The following is a 15,125-nucleotide window of genomic DNA, read 5'->3' as shown; positions in this document are numbered from 1 at the left end:
CGCGGTAGGCGTGTGCGGGGAAGCATGCTGTTGTGCGATCCGCACCAATTCGCGGCGGTTCCCTACTCTTGTTCCGCCCACGCCGCTACGGCAAAATGCCCTGCCTCCCATCCTTCCCTCCAAGCGTTGGCCCATTCCATGACCGGCTCCGTGACTTTGTTCGACCGCCATCGCCCGCGCCTCCACGCGATCGCCTATCGCATGCTGGGTTCGGTGGCCGAGGCGGAAGACGTGGTGCAGGATGCGTGGCTGCGCTGGCATGGCGCCGACCGTGCCACGCTGGAGAACCCCGAAGCCTGGCTCGTCACCGTCACCACCCGTCTGGCGATCGACCGCCTGCGCGCCGCCCGTGCCGAACGGGAAAACTATGTGGGCGTCTGGCTGCCGGAACCGATGCTGATGGCCGCGCCCTCCACGCCCGAACAGATCCACGAACTGGCCGACGATGTGTCAGTGGCATTTCTGTTCATGCTGGAGCGCCTGTCGCCGAACGCCCGCGCGGCCTTCCTGATGCGCGAGGTGTTCGACGCCGACTACGAGGACATCGCGCAGACCCTGGACAAGACCCAGGCCGCGGTCCGCCAGCTGGTGCGGCGCGCCAAGCAGCAATTGCGCCAAGGCACCCCGCGCGAGGCCGTGCCGCGCGCGACGCTGCATCGGCTGCTGCTGACCTTTGCCGACGCGATGGACCGCAGCGACTTCCACGGCCTGCATGCGCTGCTGAGCGACGACGCCGAACTCATCGGCGACGGCGGCGGCAAGGCCACCGCCTTTGCCAGCCTGGTGGGCGGCAAGCGGCTGGCGCAGCTGTTCTACGCCGGCAAGCGCCGCTACCGCGAGGCGCTGCGCACCGAAGTGGTCCAGGTGAACGGACAATGGACGCTGCTGCGCTTTATCGATGGCGAGCTTGAATCCGTGCAGTCCTACGAGACGGACGGCAAGCGCCTGACCCGGATTCTGGTGCAGCGCAATCCGGACAAGCTGGCCCGCATCGCGGCCGCGCTGGCGCAACGCTGAGGCCGCCCGCGCCGGCGTTGGTGCATGAGGGGCAACATGGTGATCCCTTGCGCGGACCTACCGCCGCGCCGCCCGCGCTTCTACGATGGACCTGTCACCCATCCACTCAGGACAGGCCATGCCGAAACTCACCAAACTCGCGTTGTCTTTCATCGCCGCCGGCGCGCTGCTGGACCAGCCCGCCCATGCCGCATCGCACCACGCGGCGTCCGCCGGCAAGCCGGCCGATCCCATCGTCACCGAAGTAATGAGCAAAGACCTGCCGGACATCCCCGGCCGCGATGCCGTGATGCTCGTCGTCGACTATCCGCCCGGGGCGGCCGACCCCCTGCACCGCCATGACGCCTCGGCCTTCGTCTATGTACTGGAGGGCAGCATCGTCATGCAGGTCAAAGGCGGCAAGGAAGTGACGCTGACCCCGGGCCAGACCTTCTACGAAGGGCCGGACGACATCCACACCGTGGGCCGCAATGCCAGCCAGACCCAGCCGGCCAAGTTCGTGGTCGTGCTGATCAAGAAAAAGGGCGCTCCCGCCCTGATCCCCGTTCAATAGGGGACACGCACTTATCCCATCCTGGCCAGCCCCGGGCGCCGCTCGCCCGAGGTTGGCCTATTTTTTTTTCCGCGGCAGCGTCACAAAACCGGCCTGCCCCACGTCTTAGGGGGTAGGATCAACCAACTTGCGCCGCTGCCACCATGCCTACCCCTCTCCCCGCCTCCCCGGTTACCTCTCCCGCGAACGGCCCGGACTCCCTGGCCGACAGCTTCGCCACCAGCTATGCCGGCGTCATGGCCTTCCTGGCCGTCGCGGCCGAGGGCAACTTCGCCAAGGCCGGCGACCGGCTGGGCATAGGCCGTTCGGCAGTCAGCCGCAGCGTGCAGAAGCTCGAAGACCAGCTGGGCGTGCGGCTCTTCGTGCGCACCACGCGCAGCACCTCGCTTACCGCCGAGGGGCAGCGCTTTTACGAACAATGCCATCCCGGCGTGGAACGGATCATCCAGGCCCTGGACAACATGCGCGACCTGCGCGAGGGTCCGCCCTCCGGCCTGGTGCGCGTCTGTTCCACCGTGGGGTTTGGCCGCAAGATCGTGGCGCCCCTGCTGAAGGCGTTCCGCCAAGCGCATCCGAACATCTCGGTGGAGCTGCTGCTGGATGACGGCCCGACCGACTTCACCACGGACCGCGTCGACGTGTCGTTTCGCAACGGCCGCATGGAAGACAGCCAGGTGATCGCCAAGAAAGTGATTCCCATGCAGATGATGCTGTGCGCCTCGCCCGACTATGCCGCCAGGCATGGACTGCCGCTCAGCGTCGACGAGCTATCCAGCCATAGCTGCGTGAATTTCCTGCTGGCGTCGGGCCGCGTATTCGAATGGGAGTTCAAGGTCGGCGGCCATCTGCGCAAGTTCGCGCCGCCCGCCATGCTGACCTTCAACGATGCCGATCTGGTCTTGCAGGCCGTGCTGGACGGCCATGGCATCGCGCAGATGGCGGCCTATCAGGTCTGCGAGCATCTGCGCGCAGGCAGGCTGGTCGCCTGCATGCCGCAGTACTCGCCCGACGACCGCGGACACTACCTGTGCTTTCTGAGCCGCCAGCACCTGCCGGCGCGCATGCGTGTCTTCATCGACTTCATGACCGAAGGCATCCGCGCACAGGATCTGCTGATCATCGACAGCCTGCTGTCGAAACAGGCCTGAGCGTTATTGGGTCAGGGCCACCACGCTCTGGATCCCGCCCTGGGCCATCTTGGCGTACGGACACAGGCGTTCCGTATTGCGCACCAGTTCTTCGGCGACCGGCGCAGGCACGCCTGGAAGGTGGATGTTGACGTCCGCCGTCAGCGCGAAAAAGCCGTCGACGGGGTCCCGGCCGAACGAGATGGTGGCCGTCACGGCAGCGTCCGGGATGGCCAGACCGGCACGTTCGGCCAGCATGCCGAGCGCGCCATGGAAGCACGCCGCAAAGCCGGCGGCGAATAGCTGTTCAGGGTTGGTGCCCCCGCCCGTGCCGCCCAGCTCCACCGGCAGGCGCAGTTCCACCACCAACTCGCCGTCGTCCGAAATGGCCATGCCGGAGGCCCGTCCATCCGCAGCCTCCCCGCCGCGCACCGTCACGCTGGTGGTGTACAGGGCATGGAAATCCTTCCCCCGGTACTTGTCCAGGAGACGCTGGGAAGGAGGCCGCGGTTTGCTCATGAAGGTCCTTGTGCCCGCCGCTACTTTCTTGCGCCCGAACGGCTGAACCAGGTTTCGAAGCCGATCTTGCCCAGCCGTGGGCCGGCTCCCGGAACCAGCGTGTCGTCGTGGAGCTGCGCGCCGAAGTAGCGCGCGCCGGCGTCCGCCCGCACGGTGCGCGCGTCGCCGATCTTGGCCATGTAGCGCTGCGCCAGCTCGGCCAGTCGCACCCGCTCGGGGCCGGCGATTTCCACGATGCCGTTCACTGGCGGCGCCAGCGTGGCATCGGCCATGGCCAGGGCCACGTCGTCCGACGCAATGGGCTGGACGTAGGCCGGCGACAGCCGCACCTCCGTCCCTTCGGTACCCGACTGCACGATACCGCCCAGGAATTCGAAGAACTGGGTGCTGTGCACGATGGTGTACGGGATGCCGGCAGCCACGATCAGCGCCTCCTGCGCGATCTTGCCGCGGAAGTAGCCGCTTTCGGCCAGGCGCTGCGTGCCGACCACCGACAACGCGACGTGGTGGCGCACGCCGGCGCGGGCCTCCGCCGCCAGCAGGTTGCGCCCCGAGGTCTGGAAGAATTCCAGCACGGCGCGGTCTTCGAACGACGGCGAGTTGGCAACGTCGACCACCGTGTCGACGCCGGAGAGCGCGGCATCCAGGCCCTCGCCGGTCAGCGTGTTGACGCCGGTAGCGGGGGACGCGGCAATTGCCTCATGACCGCGCTCAAGCAGCAGTTTGACCAGTTTGGAGCCGATCAGGCCCGTGCCGCCGATAACCAGGATTTTCATGATGGTTCCTCAGTTGAACTTGGCTTTATCCAGGCCATAGGCCTTGTCGGCCGAACCCGGCACGGTGCGGAAACCCACGTTCAGGCGGTTCCAGCCATTGATCGCCATGACCGCGAAGCTAAGGTCCGAGATTTCCTTTTCGGACAGCTGCGTGCGGACGCGTTCATAGATCTCGTCGGGCACGCCCTGCGCGCCCAGCGTAGTCAGCGCTTCGGTCCAGGCCAGGCAGGCGCGCTCGCGCGGCGAGAATTCGCCGGATTCGCGCCAGATCGCCACGTGGTGCAGGCGCAGCTCGCCCTCGCCGTGGATCTTGGCATCCTTCACATGCATGTCCAGGCAGAAGCCGCAGCCGTTGATCTGCGAGGCGCGGATTTCGACCAGGCGCAGGATCGGCTGCTCGATCGCGCCGGACTTCAGCAGCATGCCGAATTCGACGAATTTCTTGAACAGTTCGGGCGATTGCGCAAAGGCATTCAGGCGTTGACTCATGGTGACTTCCTCGATGGGTTGAACGACGCCCAAATCGTAGGTCTGCCCGCAGAACGGCAGTAGATCCGCGGAGGGGACCATGATGTTGCCGCGACGGCAACAATCGTCAACGCGCGCTGACGGCCATGCCGGGCGTCAGGATCGCGGCTCGACCCCGAGCTGCTTCATGGCCCGGCCGATGGCCTGGGGCGCGTAATCGTCCCAAGGCTCGTTGCCCGCATCCAGGCGGGTGTGGATGTTGGCGATGGTCCATTGCGCCGACCCTTTCAGCCCCGCCAGTTCGTCCCAGCGGACCGGCACGGACACGCCCAGGCCGGGCCGGGCGCGGGCCGACCAGGCCGCCACCGTCGTGGCGCCGAAGCCGTTGCGCAGGTAATCGGCGAAAATCTTGCCCACACGGTTCTTGGGACCGCTCTTGGCGACGAACAGCTTCGGCAGCGTTTGCGCCAGATGGCGCACCATGGCTTCGGAAAAGTCCTTCACGGCGTCCCAGCCATATTGCTTGCGGATCGGCACGACCACATGCAGCCCCTTGCCGCCGCTGGTCTTCAGCCAGCCATGCAGGCCCAGTTCCTGCAGCAGCACGCGCACCAGTTCCGCGCCCTGCTGCACCGCAGGCCAATCCACCCCTGCTCCAGGGTCCAGGTCGAACACCATCCGGTCCGGCTTGCCGATCGCGGTCTTGAGCGCATTCCACGTGTGGAACTCCACGACGTTCAGCTGGGCAGCAGCGAGTATCGCCGCTACGTTCGATATTTCCATGAGCGGCGGATGCCCCGGGTACAGGCGTTCAGGCAGCGCAAGCACCCCCGGGATGGAAGACTCCGAATGCCGCTGGAAGAAATGCTCGCCCTCGATCCCCGCGGGCGCCCTGACGAACGAAACCGGGCGGCCGCGCAGGTGCGGCATCATCAGCGGCGCCACCAGCGCGTAGTAGCGCGCCAGGTCGAGCTTGGTCGCGCCTGAAGAGGGATCGATGACGCGATCGGGATTGGACAGCTTCATCCCCTTCGCAGACGTTTCAGCGCCCGCTTTTATGGCTTTGGCGGGGCGATTGCGGGTGGATATCTTTTCAGCCGGCATGGCAACCTCGCGCGTGATCTTCTTGGGTGGTTTGTCAGTCCGCAGCCCGCGGAAGGTCGAATGGCGTACATGTCCGTCGCCAGTCCATTCTCCGAACGAAACCTCACCTACCAGCGTAGGCTGGACCCAGTGGACCTGCTTGAGGGCGCGCGGCTTGCCTTGGGTCAACGCGCTGGCTTTTTGTTCGATGCCGGCCAGCTTACGATGCAGGTCCTGCAGCGTCTTGTCGTCGAACCCTGTGCCCACGTTGCCGGCGTAGCGCAGCCCGCCATCCGGCTCATGCACCGCCAGCAGCAGCGCGCCGAAGCCCTTGCGGCTGCCCTTGGGCTCGGTGTAACCCACGATGACGAACTCCTGGCGTCTGGTGCACTTGATTTTGATCCAGTCGTCCGTGCGGCGCGACACGTAGGGCGCGGACAGCCGCTTGCCGATGATGCCCTCCAGGCCCAGCTTGCAGGCCGAAGCGACCAGGTCTGCCGCCGGCTTGTCGAAGGCCTCACTGAACTTCACGTGCTTGCTCTGGCTCGTGGCGATGATCCGCCGCAGCAGATCCCGCCGCAGCCTGAGCGGCTCGTCGCGCAGATCGCGCCCCGTGACGTAAGGCAGGTCAAACGCATAGAAGACGATGTCCGCCGTACTGGCGGCATCGAAGGCGTTCTGCAAGGCCTGAAAGCTGGGTACGCCTTCGCGCGTCAGCACCACGATCTCGCCGTCGATCCAGGCATTGGCGATCTGCAGCGCCGCCAGCTCCTGGGCCAGGCGCGGCATCCTGGCCGTCCAGTCGTGGCCGTTGCGCGTGTACAGCTTCACGCTGCCGTCGTCCAGCCTGGCCAGGATCCGGTAGCCGTCGAACTTCATTTCGTAGGACCAGTCGTCCGCGCCCCGCGGCACGCCCTCGACCAGGGTGGCCAGCTGAGGTTTGAGCGATGCAGGCAGGGCGGCGGCCTTGCCCGGTAACGCTGCCACGGCTGCTGCCGCCTTCGCGGCGCGGATTGGCGGTTCGCTGCGCGCAGTCGCCGCCTTCTTCTTGCGCAACGGCACCACGCTGTCCGGCAGCTCGTCCACCACGCTGAAATCCCGCTCAGGCCGCGCGTACTCGTCGCTTTCCTTGATCAGCAGCCAGGGCGGCTGGCGCTCGCCCTCTTTGCCCTTCATGCGGATCAGCGCCCAGCGCCCGCGCATCTTCACGCCTTCGAGCGTGAACTTCAGATGGCCAGCCTTATATGCCTTCCGGGGATCGCCGATCGGAGTCCAGCGCCCCTCGTCCCAGATGATCACCTTGCCGGCGCCATACTGTCCCTCGGGGATGGTGCCTTCGAACTGGTTGTATGCGATGGGATGGTCTTCGACCTGCACCGCCATGCGTTTGATGGAAGGATCGAACGACGGCCCCTTCGGCACTGCCCAGCTTTTCATCGTGCCGTCCAGTTCCAGGCGGAAGTCATAGTGCAGGTGGCTGGCCCAGTGCTTTTGAATCACGAATGCCAGGCCTTCACCGCCAGAATCGCCGCCGTCCGCAGGTTCGGGCGTGACGGCGAAATTGCGCTTCTCGCGATATTTCTTCAGGCTGTCTGCCATCGCTAGGCCGCCTTTTTCGCCTGCCTGGCGCTCTTGGCCGCCTTCTTCGCGGGCGCCTTCTTCACGGTGGCGCTGCGCGGCGCGGCTTTCTTCGCGGGCCTGGCATCGGCTTTGGCACGCCCCTTGGACGCCCCGCCGCGCAGGCTGCGCTGCAGCAGCTCGGTCAGATCGATCACGTTATCCGCATACGCCGGCGCTTCCTCCTGCGGTTCGACCACGGTTTCCGTCTTGCCCGCCTTTACCTTCTTTTCCACCAGCCCCATGATGGCCGCTTTGAATTCGTCCTGGTAATCGGCCGGGTTCCACTGCGCCGACATCTCGTCCACCAGCATCTTGGCCATCTTCAATTCGGCCGCGCTGGGCGACATGCTCTTGGCGCCGGCCTTGGGCAGATCCAGGTCCTCCACGGACTTCACGTCGTCGCCCCAGCGCATCAGGTTCAGGACCAGCGCGTCTCCCATCGGAATCAAGGCCGCCAGATGCTGCTTGGTCTGGATCACGACCTTGGCAATGCCGATCTTGCCGCTTTTCACCAGCGTGTCGCGCAGCAGCGCGTAGACCTTTTGCCCCTTGTTGATCGGAGCAACGTAATAGGGACGTTCCAGATACACGAACGAGACTTCGGACGCCTCCACGAATTGCTGGATTTCGATGGTCTGGGTGGTGCGCGGATAGGCTGCCGCGATTTCATCGGGCGAGATGATGACGTACTGGCCGTCCTCGTACTCGACCCCTTTGACGATGTCCTTGGATTCGATCTCCTTGCCCGTGCGCTTGTTGATGCGCTTGTAGCCGACCGGGTCCATCGACCGGCGGTCCAGCCAGTCGAAATCCACGCCCGATTCCGTCGTGGCGGTATGCAGGCCCACGGGGATGTGGACCAGGCCGAAGGTGATCGCGCCTTTCCAGATGGTTCGCGTGGCCATGAGCATTCTCCCAGAAGATGGGCGCGCGGCCTCGCCTGCGGGCCCAAACAAGCCGCCAGGGCTGTGCGGAGTAGGCTGAGCAGCAAATTCCGTGCCTGGGGCTTCGGCTTCGACCGTCCCGTTGTCTCTGGATTATGGCCTCATGGCGGCATGGCTGGGAACCATGCCGCCTGATCCCGCGTTCAACGATAGAAGCTCGCCTTGGTCACGGACGTGGCATTCACGCGCCCGCCTTGCGGGCCGGGAACCCCCGGTTTCTTGCCATTTGCGCCGCCGCTGACCGCCTGGATTTCCTCGGCGCTCAAGGGGCGGATCTGATCCCCGGCAGTCTGCTGCCGGTTCGTTTGCTCCGTTTTCTTCATGTCCTGCTCCTGCTGTGCTGACGAAGGAAGCCGCGCCAGCGTCGGCCAAGCCTCAGCGGACGGACCGCGCTGGCCTCCTGGTCCCAAGGACCGGAACACCGACGCGCCGGCCGTCGAACGGCCCGACGCGGACAGTAGCAGTGGAGCCGCAGCGCCGAATCGGTCTTTGGTCGTAGGCACGCAAACGATCCGTCTCCCGTCCCGGCCGGCGCGAAACCGCGCCGGTCAGACCGCCGGATTTCCGTCCCTACGACTAAAGACCGATGCGCCTGCACTGGTGCGCTGCTACTGTCCGCCCCGAGCATGCCAGTGTTTGGGAGCTTGGCTTCCCGTTTGCAGCGCATCGCGACGGGCGCCTCGTTTCGGACGATGCTCGGCCGACGCTGGCGCGGCTTCCTTCGTCAGCACGCAGCAGGAGATAGAGATGGAAAAAACTGAACAACCCGATCCGCAGCGCGACGCGGAACAACAGATCAGACCCTTGAGCGCCGAAGAAACCCAGGCGGTCAGCGGCGGCTGGGGACCGAACCGTAACACCATCACCTTTGCCCCCCAGAAAGGCAGCTTCCCCGCCGGCAAGACGGTTTACATGCCGAAGTAGTCAGTCGGAATCCCGGCCGCATCGGACGGATGCCCCGGCTGACATCCGATTTCATGGCGCGGCGGCGCGTTCGCCGCGGTTTTTTTCCACCATGCCGGCCGGCTTTTGCTCACCACGCTTTCCTGGGCTGCCTCCAACGCCGTGACGCTCTATCGCAAACAGGCGCTTGCCGCACAACGCTCCGTCGGGCTGGGCGATATCGTCCTGATCCGGCCGGTGTCGTTCGCACTGGTCACCGCCGTGCTGGCGGGTTTCGTGCTGGCCGTCTGTCTCTTTCTTGCCTTTGGCTCGTACACCAAACGCGCGACCGTGAGCGGCCAGCTGGCGCCCGACACCGGGCTCATCAAGCTTTACGTGCCGCAGGCCGGCATCGTGCTTGAACGCCGGGTCCAGGAAGGCCAGCATGTCGCCGCTGGCGAGGTGCTCTACGTGGTGTCGGGCGATCAGCAAAGCGCCCTGGGCGAAACCCAGGAGGCGATCAGCGGCCAGATCCGGCAGCGCGAAGAAAGCCTGCGGCTGGCGCGCCAGAAGACGCTATTGCTGCAGCAGGGCGAACACGACAACCAGGCCACGGCAATCGCCAGCCTGAAGGCCCAGCTGACCGCCATGGACAGCCAGATCGAGGGGCAGCGCGCCCGCATCAAATTGGCCGAAGACAGCGCGCGCCGCTATCACGGCCTGATGGAAAAAGGCTATCTGTCCGCCGAGGAAGCCGACCAGAAGCGCGCCGAACTGCTGGAACAGCGCAATCAGCTGCAGGCGCTGCTGCGCGACCGCATCGGGCTGGCCATGGACCTGTCCAACCGCCAGGCCGCGCTGGCGGACCTGTCGTTGCGGCAACAGAACCAGCTGGCGCAGCTGGACCGGGACATGGCCGACATTGCCGTGGACCTCAGCCGCAGCGAAGCCAGGCGCCGCGTCGTCATCTCCGCCCCCCAGGCGGGCGTCGCGACCGCCGTCACCGCCGCGGCGGGCCAGGCCGTGGACGCCAAGCGGCCGCTGGCCACCATCGTCCCCGACGGCGCCCGCCTGCAGGCCGAACTGCTGGCGCCCAGCCGCGCCGTCGGCTTCGTCGCGCCCGGCGACCAGGTGCTCATGCGTTTCGCGGCCTACCCGTATCAGACCTTCGGACAGCAGTCCGGCGTGGTCCAGACCGTGACGCGCACGGCCTTGCCCGAATGGCAACTGAATGAAGCCGCCGCGAATGGCGATGTGCAGGAGGATCTGTACCGGATCACGGTGTCGCTGGATACCCCTGCGCGCGGCCCCCACGGAGAGGCGCTGGCGCTGCGGCCCGGCATGCGGCTGGAAGCGGACATCCTGCAGCAGACGCGCCGCCTGTACCAATGGGCGTTCGATCCCGCCCAGCGGCTGTCGGGGAAACTATGAACATGCTCGAACGCCTGACGCTGGGAGTCAAACGGCGCGTGCCCAGGCTGCTGCAGACCGAGGCCGCCGAATGCGGCCTGGCCTGCGTGGGCATGATCGCGGGCTATCACGGCCATGAGCAAAGCCTGGCCACCCTGCGCGGCCGCTTTCCCGTATCGCTCAAGGGCGCGACGCTGGCCACCCTGATCCACGTCGCCAGCCAGCTGGGATTGGCGTCGCGGCCGGTCAAGGTCAGCCTGGGCGCCTTGGGCAAGCTGAGACTGCCCTGCATCCTGCATTGGGAGTTCAATCACTTCGTGGTGCTGACGGCCATCAACGGCCGCTCCGCCACGCTGATCGATCCTGCCAGCGGCACGCGCAAATGCTCCATCGGCGAACTGTCCGCATCGTTCACCGGAGTCGCGCTGGAACTCTGGCCCACGCCCGATTTCCAGGAGGTCCGGGATCACAAGCGCGTGCGGCTGCGCGAGCTGACCGGCAGGGTTTCCGGCCTGGGCGGCGCGTTCTCGCAGGTGCTGCTGCTGGCGCTGGCGCTGGAAATCCTCACCGTGGTCCAGCCGTTCTTCCTGCAATGGGTGGTGGACCATGTGCTGAACACCGGGGACCGGGATCTGCTGACCACGCTGGCGCTGGCCTTCGGGCTGCTGATGATCATGAAGCAGCTGACTTCGGTGGCGCGCAGCTGGATGCTGATGGTCATGGGCACCACGCTGAACCTGCAATGGCGCACCAACGTCTTCACGCATCTGCTGCGCCTGCCGGTGGCTTACTTCGAGAAGCGGCACCTGGGCGACGTGGTGTCGCGCTTCGGCGCCATCGACGCCATACAGCGCACCGTGACGACGTCCTTCCTGGAGGCGTTGCTGGACGGCCTGGTCATGCTGATCACGCTGGTGCTGATGTTCCTGTACAGCCCGCCCCTGGCATGGATCGCGGTGGGCGCCATGGCGTTGTACGGACTGGCCCGCTGGTCAGGCTATGCGCCGCTGCATTACGCCACCGAAGAGCACATCGTGCACGCCGCCAAGGAGCAATCGCATTTCCTGGAAACCGTGCGGGGCGTCAAGGCGATCAAACTGTTCCAGCATCAGGAAGACCGGCGCTCCCGCTGGCTGTCGCTGTTGGTCAACGAGATCAACGCCGACCTGCGCGTGCAGAAATGGACGCTGTTCTTCCGCACGTTCAACGGCTTGCTGTTCGGCCTGTCCTCCATCGCGATACTGTGGCTGGGCGCAAGACTGGTGCTGGACGGCCAGTTCACCGTGGGCGCCCTGCTCGCCTTCATCGTCTACAAGACCTTGTTCGACCAGCGCGTGGCGGCGCTGCTGGACAAGCTGGTGGAGGTGAGGATGTTGCGGTTGCAGGGCGAACGCCTGGCCGACATCGTGCGCGAAACACCCGAGCCGGTCGACGAAAGGTTGCCAGTGCAGGATGAGCACCCGCGCTCGCCCGTCATCGAAGTCCGCAATCTGCGCTTCCGGTACGGGCCGCAGGAACCGTATGTGCTGGACGACATCAGCTTCAGGATCGAGCCAGGCGAGTCGGTCGCGATCACCGGGCCTTCCGGCGGCGGCAAGACCACTTTGATCAACATCCTGCTGGGCGTCCTGACGCCGACCGACGGTGAAGTGCTGATAGACGGCGTGCCGGCGCGAGGCGCGGGCGCGGCCGCCCTGCGCCGCATCGCCGGCACGGTATTGCAGGACGACGTCCTCTTCGCCGGATCCATCGGCGAGAACATCAGCTTCTTCGATCCGCAATACGACCCTGACCGCGCCAGCCGCTGCGCCGCAATCGCCGCGATCCACGACGACATCAGCGCCATGCCCATGGGCTACAACACGCTGGTGGGAGACATGGGCACGGTGCTGTCGGGCGGCCAGAAGCAGCGGGTGCTGCTGGCGCGGGCGCTGTACAAGCAGCCCGCCATCCTGTTCCTGGACGAGGCCACCAGCCACCTGGACCTTGAACGCGAACGGATCGTCAACACGGCCATCGCCAGGCTCGACATGACGCGGGTGATCGTGGCGCACCGGCCCGACACGATCGCGGCAGCCGGACGCGAGATCTCGCTCGTGGCCGGCAAGGTCGCCAGCGACAGCGGACAGCCGCCTAGACCGGCTTCCCGAACACGCCGCCGCGCCGCGCCACTAGCGTCGCCTGCGTACGATTGAGCACGCCCAGCGTGCCCAGGATGGCCGACACGTGCGTCTTGACGGTCTTCTCGGTCATGTTCAGCCGTTCCGAGATTTCCTTGTTGCGCAGCCCGTCGCACATCAGGCACAGCACCTCGACCTGGCGCGGCGTCAGCGCGCGCAGCAAGGCCGCTTCGTCCTGGTCACCTGCGGACAACGCGCTGCGCTGCGGTGGCGCCGCCTCGCTGACCGCTTCCAGCGCGGCGGCCAGCTCCTGGCAGCTGGCGGACTTGTTCAGGAAGCCCTGCGCGCCAGCTTCCAGCGCCCGGCGCATGTCATCGGGATCTTGCGAGGCCGACAGCACCAGGATGCGCAGCTGCGATCGGCGCTGACGCAAGCGTTTGAGCAGGTCGGCCCCGGCCATGTCGGGCAGATAGAAATCCATGATGACGTGCTGGATCGCGGTATGCCGGTCCAACACCTCCAGCGCTTCCTGGCCGCTGGCCGCGGGATGGATCGTCAAGCCGGGCACGCCCTGGCCCAGCGCCATCACCAGCGCTTCGCGGAACATGGCGTGGTCGTCAACCAATAACACTGCCGTCATTCGGCATCTCCGGTAAGGGACGCAGCCGCTCTGGCATGCAGCAGGCCCGTCACGTGCTCGCGCAGGGCCTGGACTTGCACGGGCTTGTGCAAGAGCGGCACGCCGCGCTCGGCGGCTTCCGTCAGGCGCGCCGGATCGGTGTCGCCGCTGACCAGCAAGGCAGGCAGATCGGGATCGTTGTATTCCTCGCGCAGCCTTTCGATCACGTGGATGCCGGTCTCGTGTTCGCGCAGCCGGTAATCGGTGACGATCAGGGCAGGCGTCTCGGCCAGCGGCAGCACGCGCTCGAACAGCGCATTGCCGCTGGTCGCGGCGATGACGCGGCAGCCCCAGCTTTCGAACAGCATGGACAGGCCCGCCAGGTTCTGCGCGTCGTCGTCCACCAGCAACGCCAGCTTGCCGCGCAGGCTGTCTTCGCTTGCAGCCGCCCGGGGCAGTCCTACATTGGCATCCGTGATCGAAAGGCCTGCCGCGGCCGGATCCGACAGCGGCGCCGTGACCGTGAAAACCGTGCTGCGGCCCTCCTCCGAGCGCAGCGCCAGTTCGTGGGCCAGCAGCCTGGCGGTGCGGCGCACGATGGCCAGGCCCAACCCCAGGCCCTTGCTGCGGTCGCGCTCGGGATTGGCCAGTTGATGGAACTCCCAGAAGACGCGCTCCTGCTCGGCCTTCGGGATCCCCGGGCCGTTGTCCCAGACCTCGATGCGCAATCGGCTTCCGCGCCTGCGGCAGCCCACCAGGACGCGGCCGCCGTCGGAGTGCACGATGGCATTGCTGATCAGGTTGCGCAGCATGCGCTCCAGCAGCACGGGATCCGAACGCACGCTGGCCGCGCACGCGCGCACCCGCAGCCGTATCCCCTTCTCGCCCGCCTGCGGCGCGTACTCGGCCTTTAGCTGGTCCAGCAGCGGCTGCATCCTGAACGTCTCGAAACGAGGCTCGATGACGCCGGCGTCCAGCCGCGACAGGTTCAGCAAGGCGTCGAACAGATGGCCCATCGCCGACAGCGCGCTGGTGATGTTATCGACCAGATAGCGTCCGTGCCGGGACAAGGGCTCGTTGGCCAGCAGGCCCAGGAACAGGTTCACCGCGTGCACGGGCTGGCGCAGGTCGTGGCTGGCCGCCGCCAGAAAGCGGGACTTCTCCAGGTCGCTGCGTTCGGCGGCTATCTTCTCCTGGCGCACCTGTTCCAGCAGCGCCAGGTTCTCATAACCCAGCCGCAGCGCGTCCAGGTGGGTGCGGTTCATGCGATGGATGAAGGCCAGGGTCGCGATCAGATATGCGAGACCGCCCGTCACCAGCGCCAGATGGATGGCGGAAGGCTGCGCCGCCAGCGCGATGAACATCGGCGCGAAGGCCGGCACCTCGAACGCGTACATCACCGGCAGCATCATGTAGTTCGAATAGATGGCGCCGGTGCCCAGTCCGAACAGGATGACGATGAAGAACAGCTGGTATTCCAGCGGGACGAAAAAGGTCCAATAGGCGAACGGCAAGCCCCACAGAATGCCGGAACACAGGTTGCCGGCCAGCATCCGGCGCACCCAGCGCTGCGCCGACGTCGGATCGGTGCGATGGCGGTCGTAGGCCACCACTGCGGCCCAGCGCAGCGCGCCCACCATCAGCGTGGCGCCCAGCCATAGCAGGATCTCGTGCTGGGGCAGCACGCCGACCAAGGCGAATGCGGAAAAACAGGCGCTGATCAGCGACCCGGCCAGGGCGAACGGAAAGCTTCGGCGCAATGCGTCGACCTGCACCTGATGGATGCGGGCGGCATAGGACGAACTTGGCGGCGCGGAAGCGGAAGTCTGACCGATGGCGGGCTGCAATGGCGTGGGATGTTACGTGCGAGGGACCTGCCGCTTGTGCAGGCACGGATCGAAACGTGTGCGGATTTTAGACCGATCGTGTGGATTTCCACAGGGTTCTCGCGCATTTCTGGCGGCCTTGACATTCCAACGTTGGTAAG

14 protein-coding genes are annotated in these 15,125 nt (G+C 66.1%); 6 read left to right on the top strand and 8 right to left on the bottom strand.

All coding sequences use genetic code 11. From position 1 onward, the window contains the following. The first annotated feature begins 138 nt into the window (after nucleotides 1–138). The 3 genes from NGK62_RS13780 to NGK62_RS13770 all read left to right on the top strand — a co-directional run bounded on the left by NGK62_RS13780 (nucleotide 139) and on the right by NGK62_RS13770 (nucleotide 2,718). A complete protein-coding gene (locus tag NGK62_RS13780; protein WP_251878720.1) occupies nucleotides 139–1,017 on the top strand; it encodes an RNA polymerase sigma-70 factor in 879 nt (292 codons plus the stop codon). Nucleotides 1,018–1,135: 118 nt separating this feature from the next. Continuing rightward, a complete protein-coding gene (locus NGK62_RS13775) occupies nucleotides 1,136–1,570 on the top strand; it encodes a cupin domain-containing protein (RefSeq protein ID WP_251878718.1) in 435 nt (144 codons plus the stop codon). Between the two features lie 143 nt (nucleotides 1,571–1,713). After that, nucleotides 1,714–2,718, top strand: a complete 1,005-nt coding sequence (locus NGK62_RS13770; protein WP_251878716.1) for a LysR family transcriptional regulator — start codon at nucleotides 1,714–1,716, stop codon at nucleotides 2,716–2,718. Between the two features lie 3 nt (nucleotides 2,719–2,721). On the opposite strand, the gene NGK62_RS13765 is transcribed toward NGK62_RS13770, so the two are convergent. The 6 genes from NGK62_RS13765 to NGK62_RS13740 form a co-directional block, all read right to left on the bottom strand. Beyond that, complete coding sequence (locus tag NGK62_RS13765) at nucleotides 2,722–3,216, bottom strand: Ohr family peroxiredoxin (protein WP_059377396.1); 495 nt, start codon at nucleotides 3,214–3,216, stop codon at nucleotides 2,722–2,724. A gap of 20 nt (nucleotides 3,217–3,236) precedes the next feature. Continuing rightward, nucleotides 3,237–3,992 (bottom strand): SDR family oxidoreductase, encoded by a 756-nt coding sequence (locus NGK62_RS13760; RefSeq protein WP_251878714.1) that lies wholly within the window; start codon nucleotides 3,990–3,992, stop codon nucleotides 3,237–3,239. A 9-nt stretch (nucleotides 3,993–4,001) separates the two neighbouring features. Then, nucleotides 4,002–4,481 carry a carboxymuconolactone decarboxylase family protein gene (locus NGK62_RS13755; protein ID WP_118933468.1) on the bottom strand — a complete coding sequence of 160 codons (480 nt, stop codon included), beginning with the start codon at nucleotides 4,479–4,481 and terminating at the stop codon, nucleotides 4,002–4,004. Between the two features lie 135 nt (nucleotides 4,482–4,616). Next, nucleotides 4,617–7,142, bottom strand: a complete 2,526-nt coding sequence (gene ligD, locus NGK62_RS13750) for a DNA ligase D (protein WP_251878712.1) — start codon at nucleotides 7,140–7,142, stop codon at nucleotides 4,617–4,619. Nucleotides 7,143–7,144: 2 nt separating this feature from the next. Next, nucleotides 7,145–8,068: a non-homologous end joining protein Ku gene (gene ku / locus NGK62_RS13745; protein WP_251878710.1), complete on the bottom strand. Its 924-nt coding sequence runs from the start codon at nucleotides 8,066–8,068 to the stop codon at nucleotides 7,145–7,147. A gap of 182 nt (nucleotides 8,069–8,250) precedes the next feature. Beyond that, a complete protein-coding gene (locus NGK62_RS13740; RefSeq protein ID WP_059377386.1) occupies nucleotides 8,251–8,430 on the bottom strand; it encodes a hypothetical protein in 180 nt (59 codons plus the stop codon). Nucleotides 8,431–8,854: 424 nt separating this feature from the next. Between NGK62_RS13740 and NGK62_RS13735 the strand changes: the two genes are divergently transcribed. The 3 genes from NGK62_RS13735 to NGK62_RS13725 all read left to right on the top strand — a co-directional run bounded on the left by NGK62_RS13735 (nucleotide 8,855) and on the right by NGK62_RS13725 (nucleotide 12,594). Continuing rightward, nucleotides 8,855–9,031, top strand: a complete 177-nt coding sequence (locus NGK62_RS13735) for a hypothetical protein (RefSeq protein WP_165867897.1) — start codon at nucleotides 8,855–8,857, stop codon at nucleotides 9,029–9,031. 105 nt (nucleotides 9,032–9,136) lie between these two features. Then, nucleotides 9,137–10,420 (top strand): HlyD family secretion protein, encoded by a 1,284-nt coding sequence (locus NGK62_RS13730; RefSeq protein WP_251878708.1) that lies wholly within the window; start codon nucleotides 9,137–9,139, stop codon nucleotides 10,418–10,420. After that, complete coding sequence (locus tag NGK62_RS13725) at nucleotides 10,417–12,594, top strand: peptidase domain-containing ABC transporter (protein ID WP_251878706.1); 2,178 nt, start codon at nucleotides 10,417–10,419, stop codon at nucleotides 12,592–12,594. Before NGK62_RS13730 ends, NGK62_RS13725 begins: the two co-directional genes overlap by 4 nt. Here NGK62_RS13725 and NGK62_RS13720 read toward each other — a convergent pair. Together NGK62_RS13720 and NGK62_RS13715 are read right to left on the bottom strand one after the other, a co-directional pair. Further along, nucleotides 12,533–13,159: a response regulator transcription factor gene (locus NGK62_RS13720; RefSeq protein ID WP_118933440.1), complete on the bottom strand. Its 627-nt coding sequence runs from the start codon at nucleotides 13,157–13,159 to the stop codon at nucleotides 12,533–12,535. The genes NGK62_RS13725 and NGK62_RS13720 overlap by 62 nt on opposite strands. Next, nucleotides 13,156–14,985, bottom strand: coding sequence for an ATP-binding response regulator (locus tag NGK62_RS13715; RefSeq protein ID WP_251878703.1), 1,830 nt, complete (start codon nucleotides 14,983–14,985; stop codon nucleotides 13,156–13,158). Before NGK62_RS13715 ends, NGK62_RS13720 begins: the two co-directional genes overlap by 4 nt. Between the last annotated feature and the right edge of the window lie 140 nt (nucleotides 14,986–15,125).

This window comes from Achromobacter sp. Marseille-Q4954, assembly GCF_943737025.1.
GTDB classification, from domain to species: domain Bacteria; phylum Pseudomonadota; class Gammaproteobacteria; order Burkholderiales; family Burkholderiaceae_B; genus Achromobacter; species Achromobacter bronchisepticus_A.
This window is presented reverse-complemented; position numbering and strand designations above follow the sequence as displayed.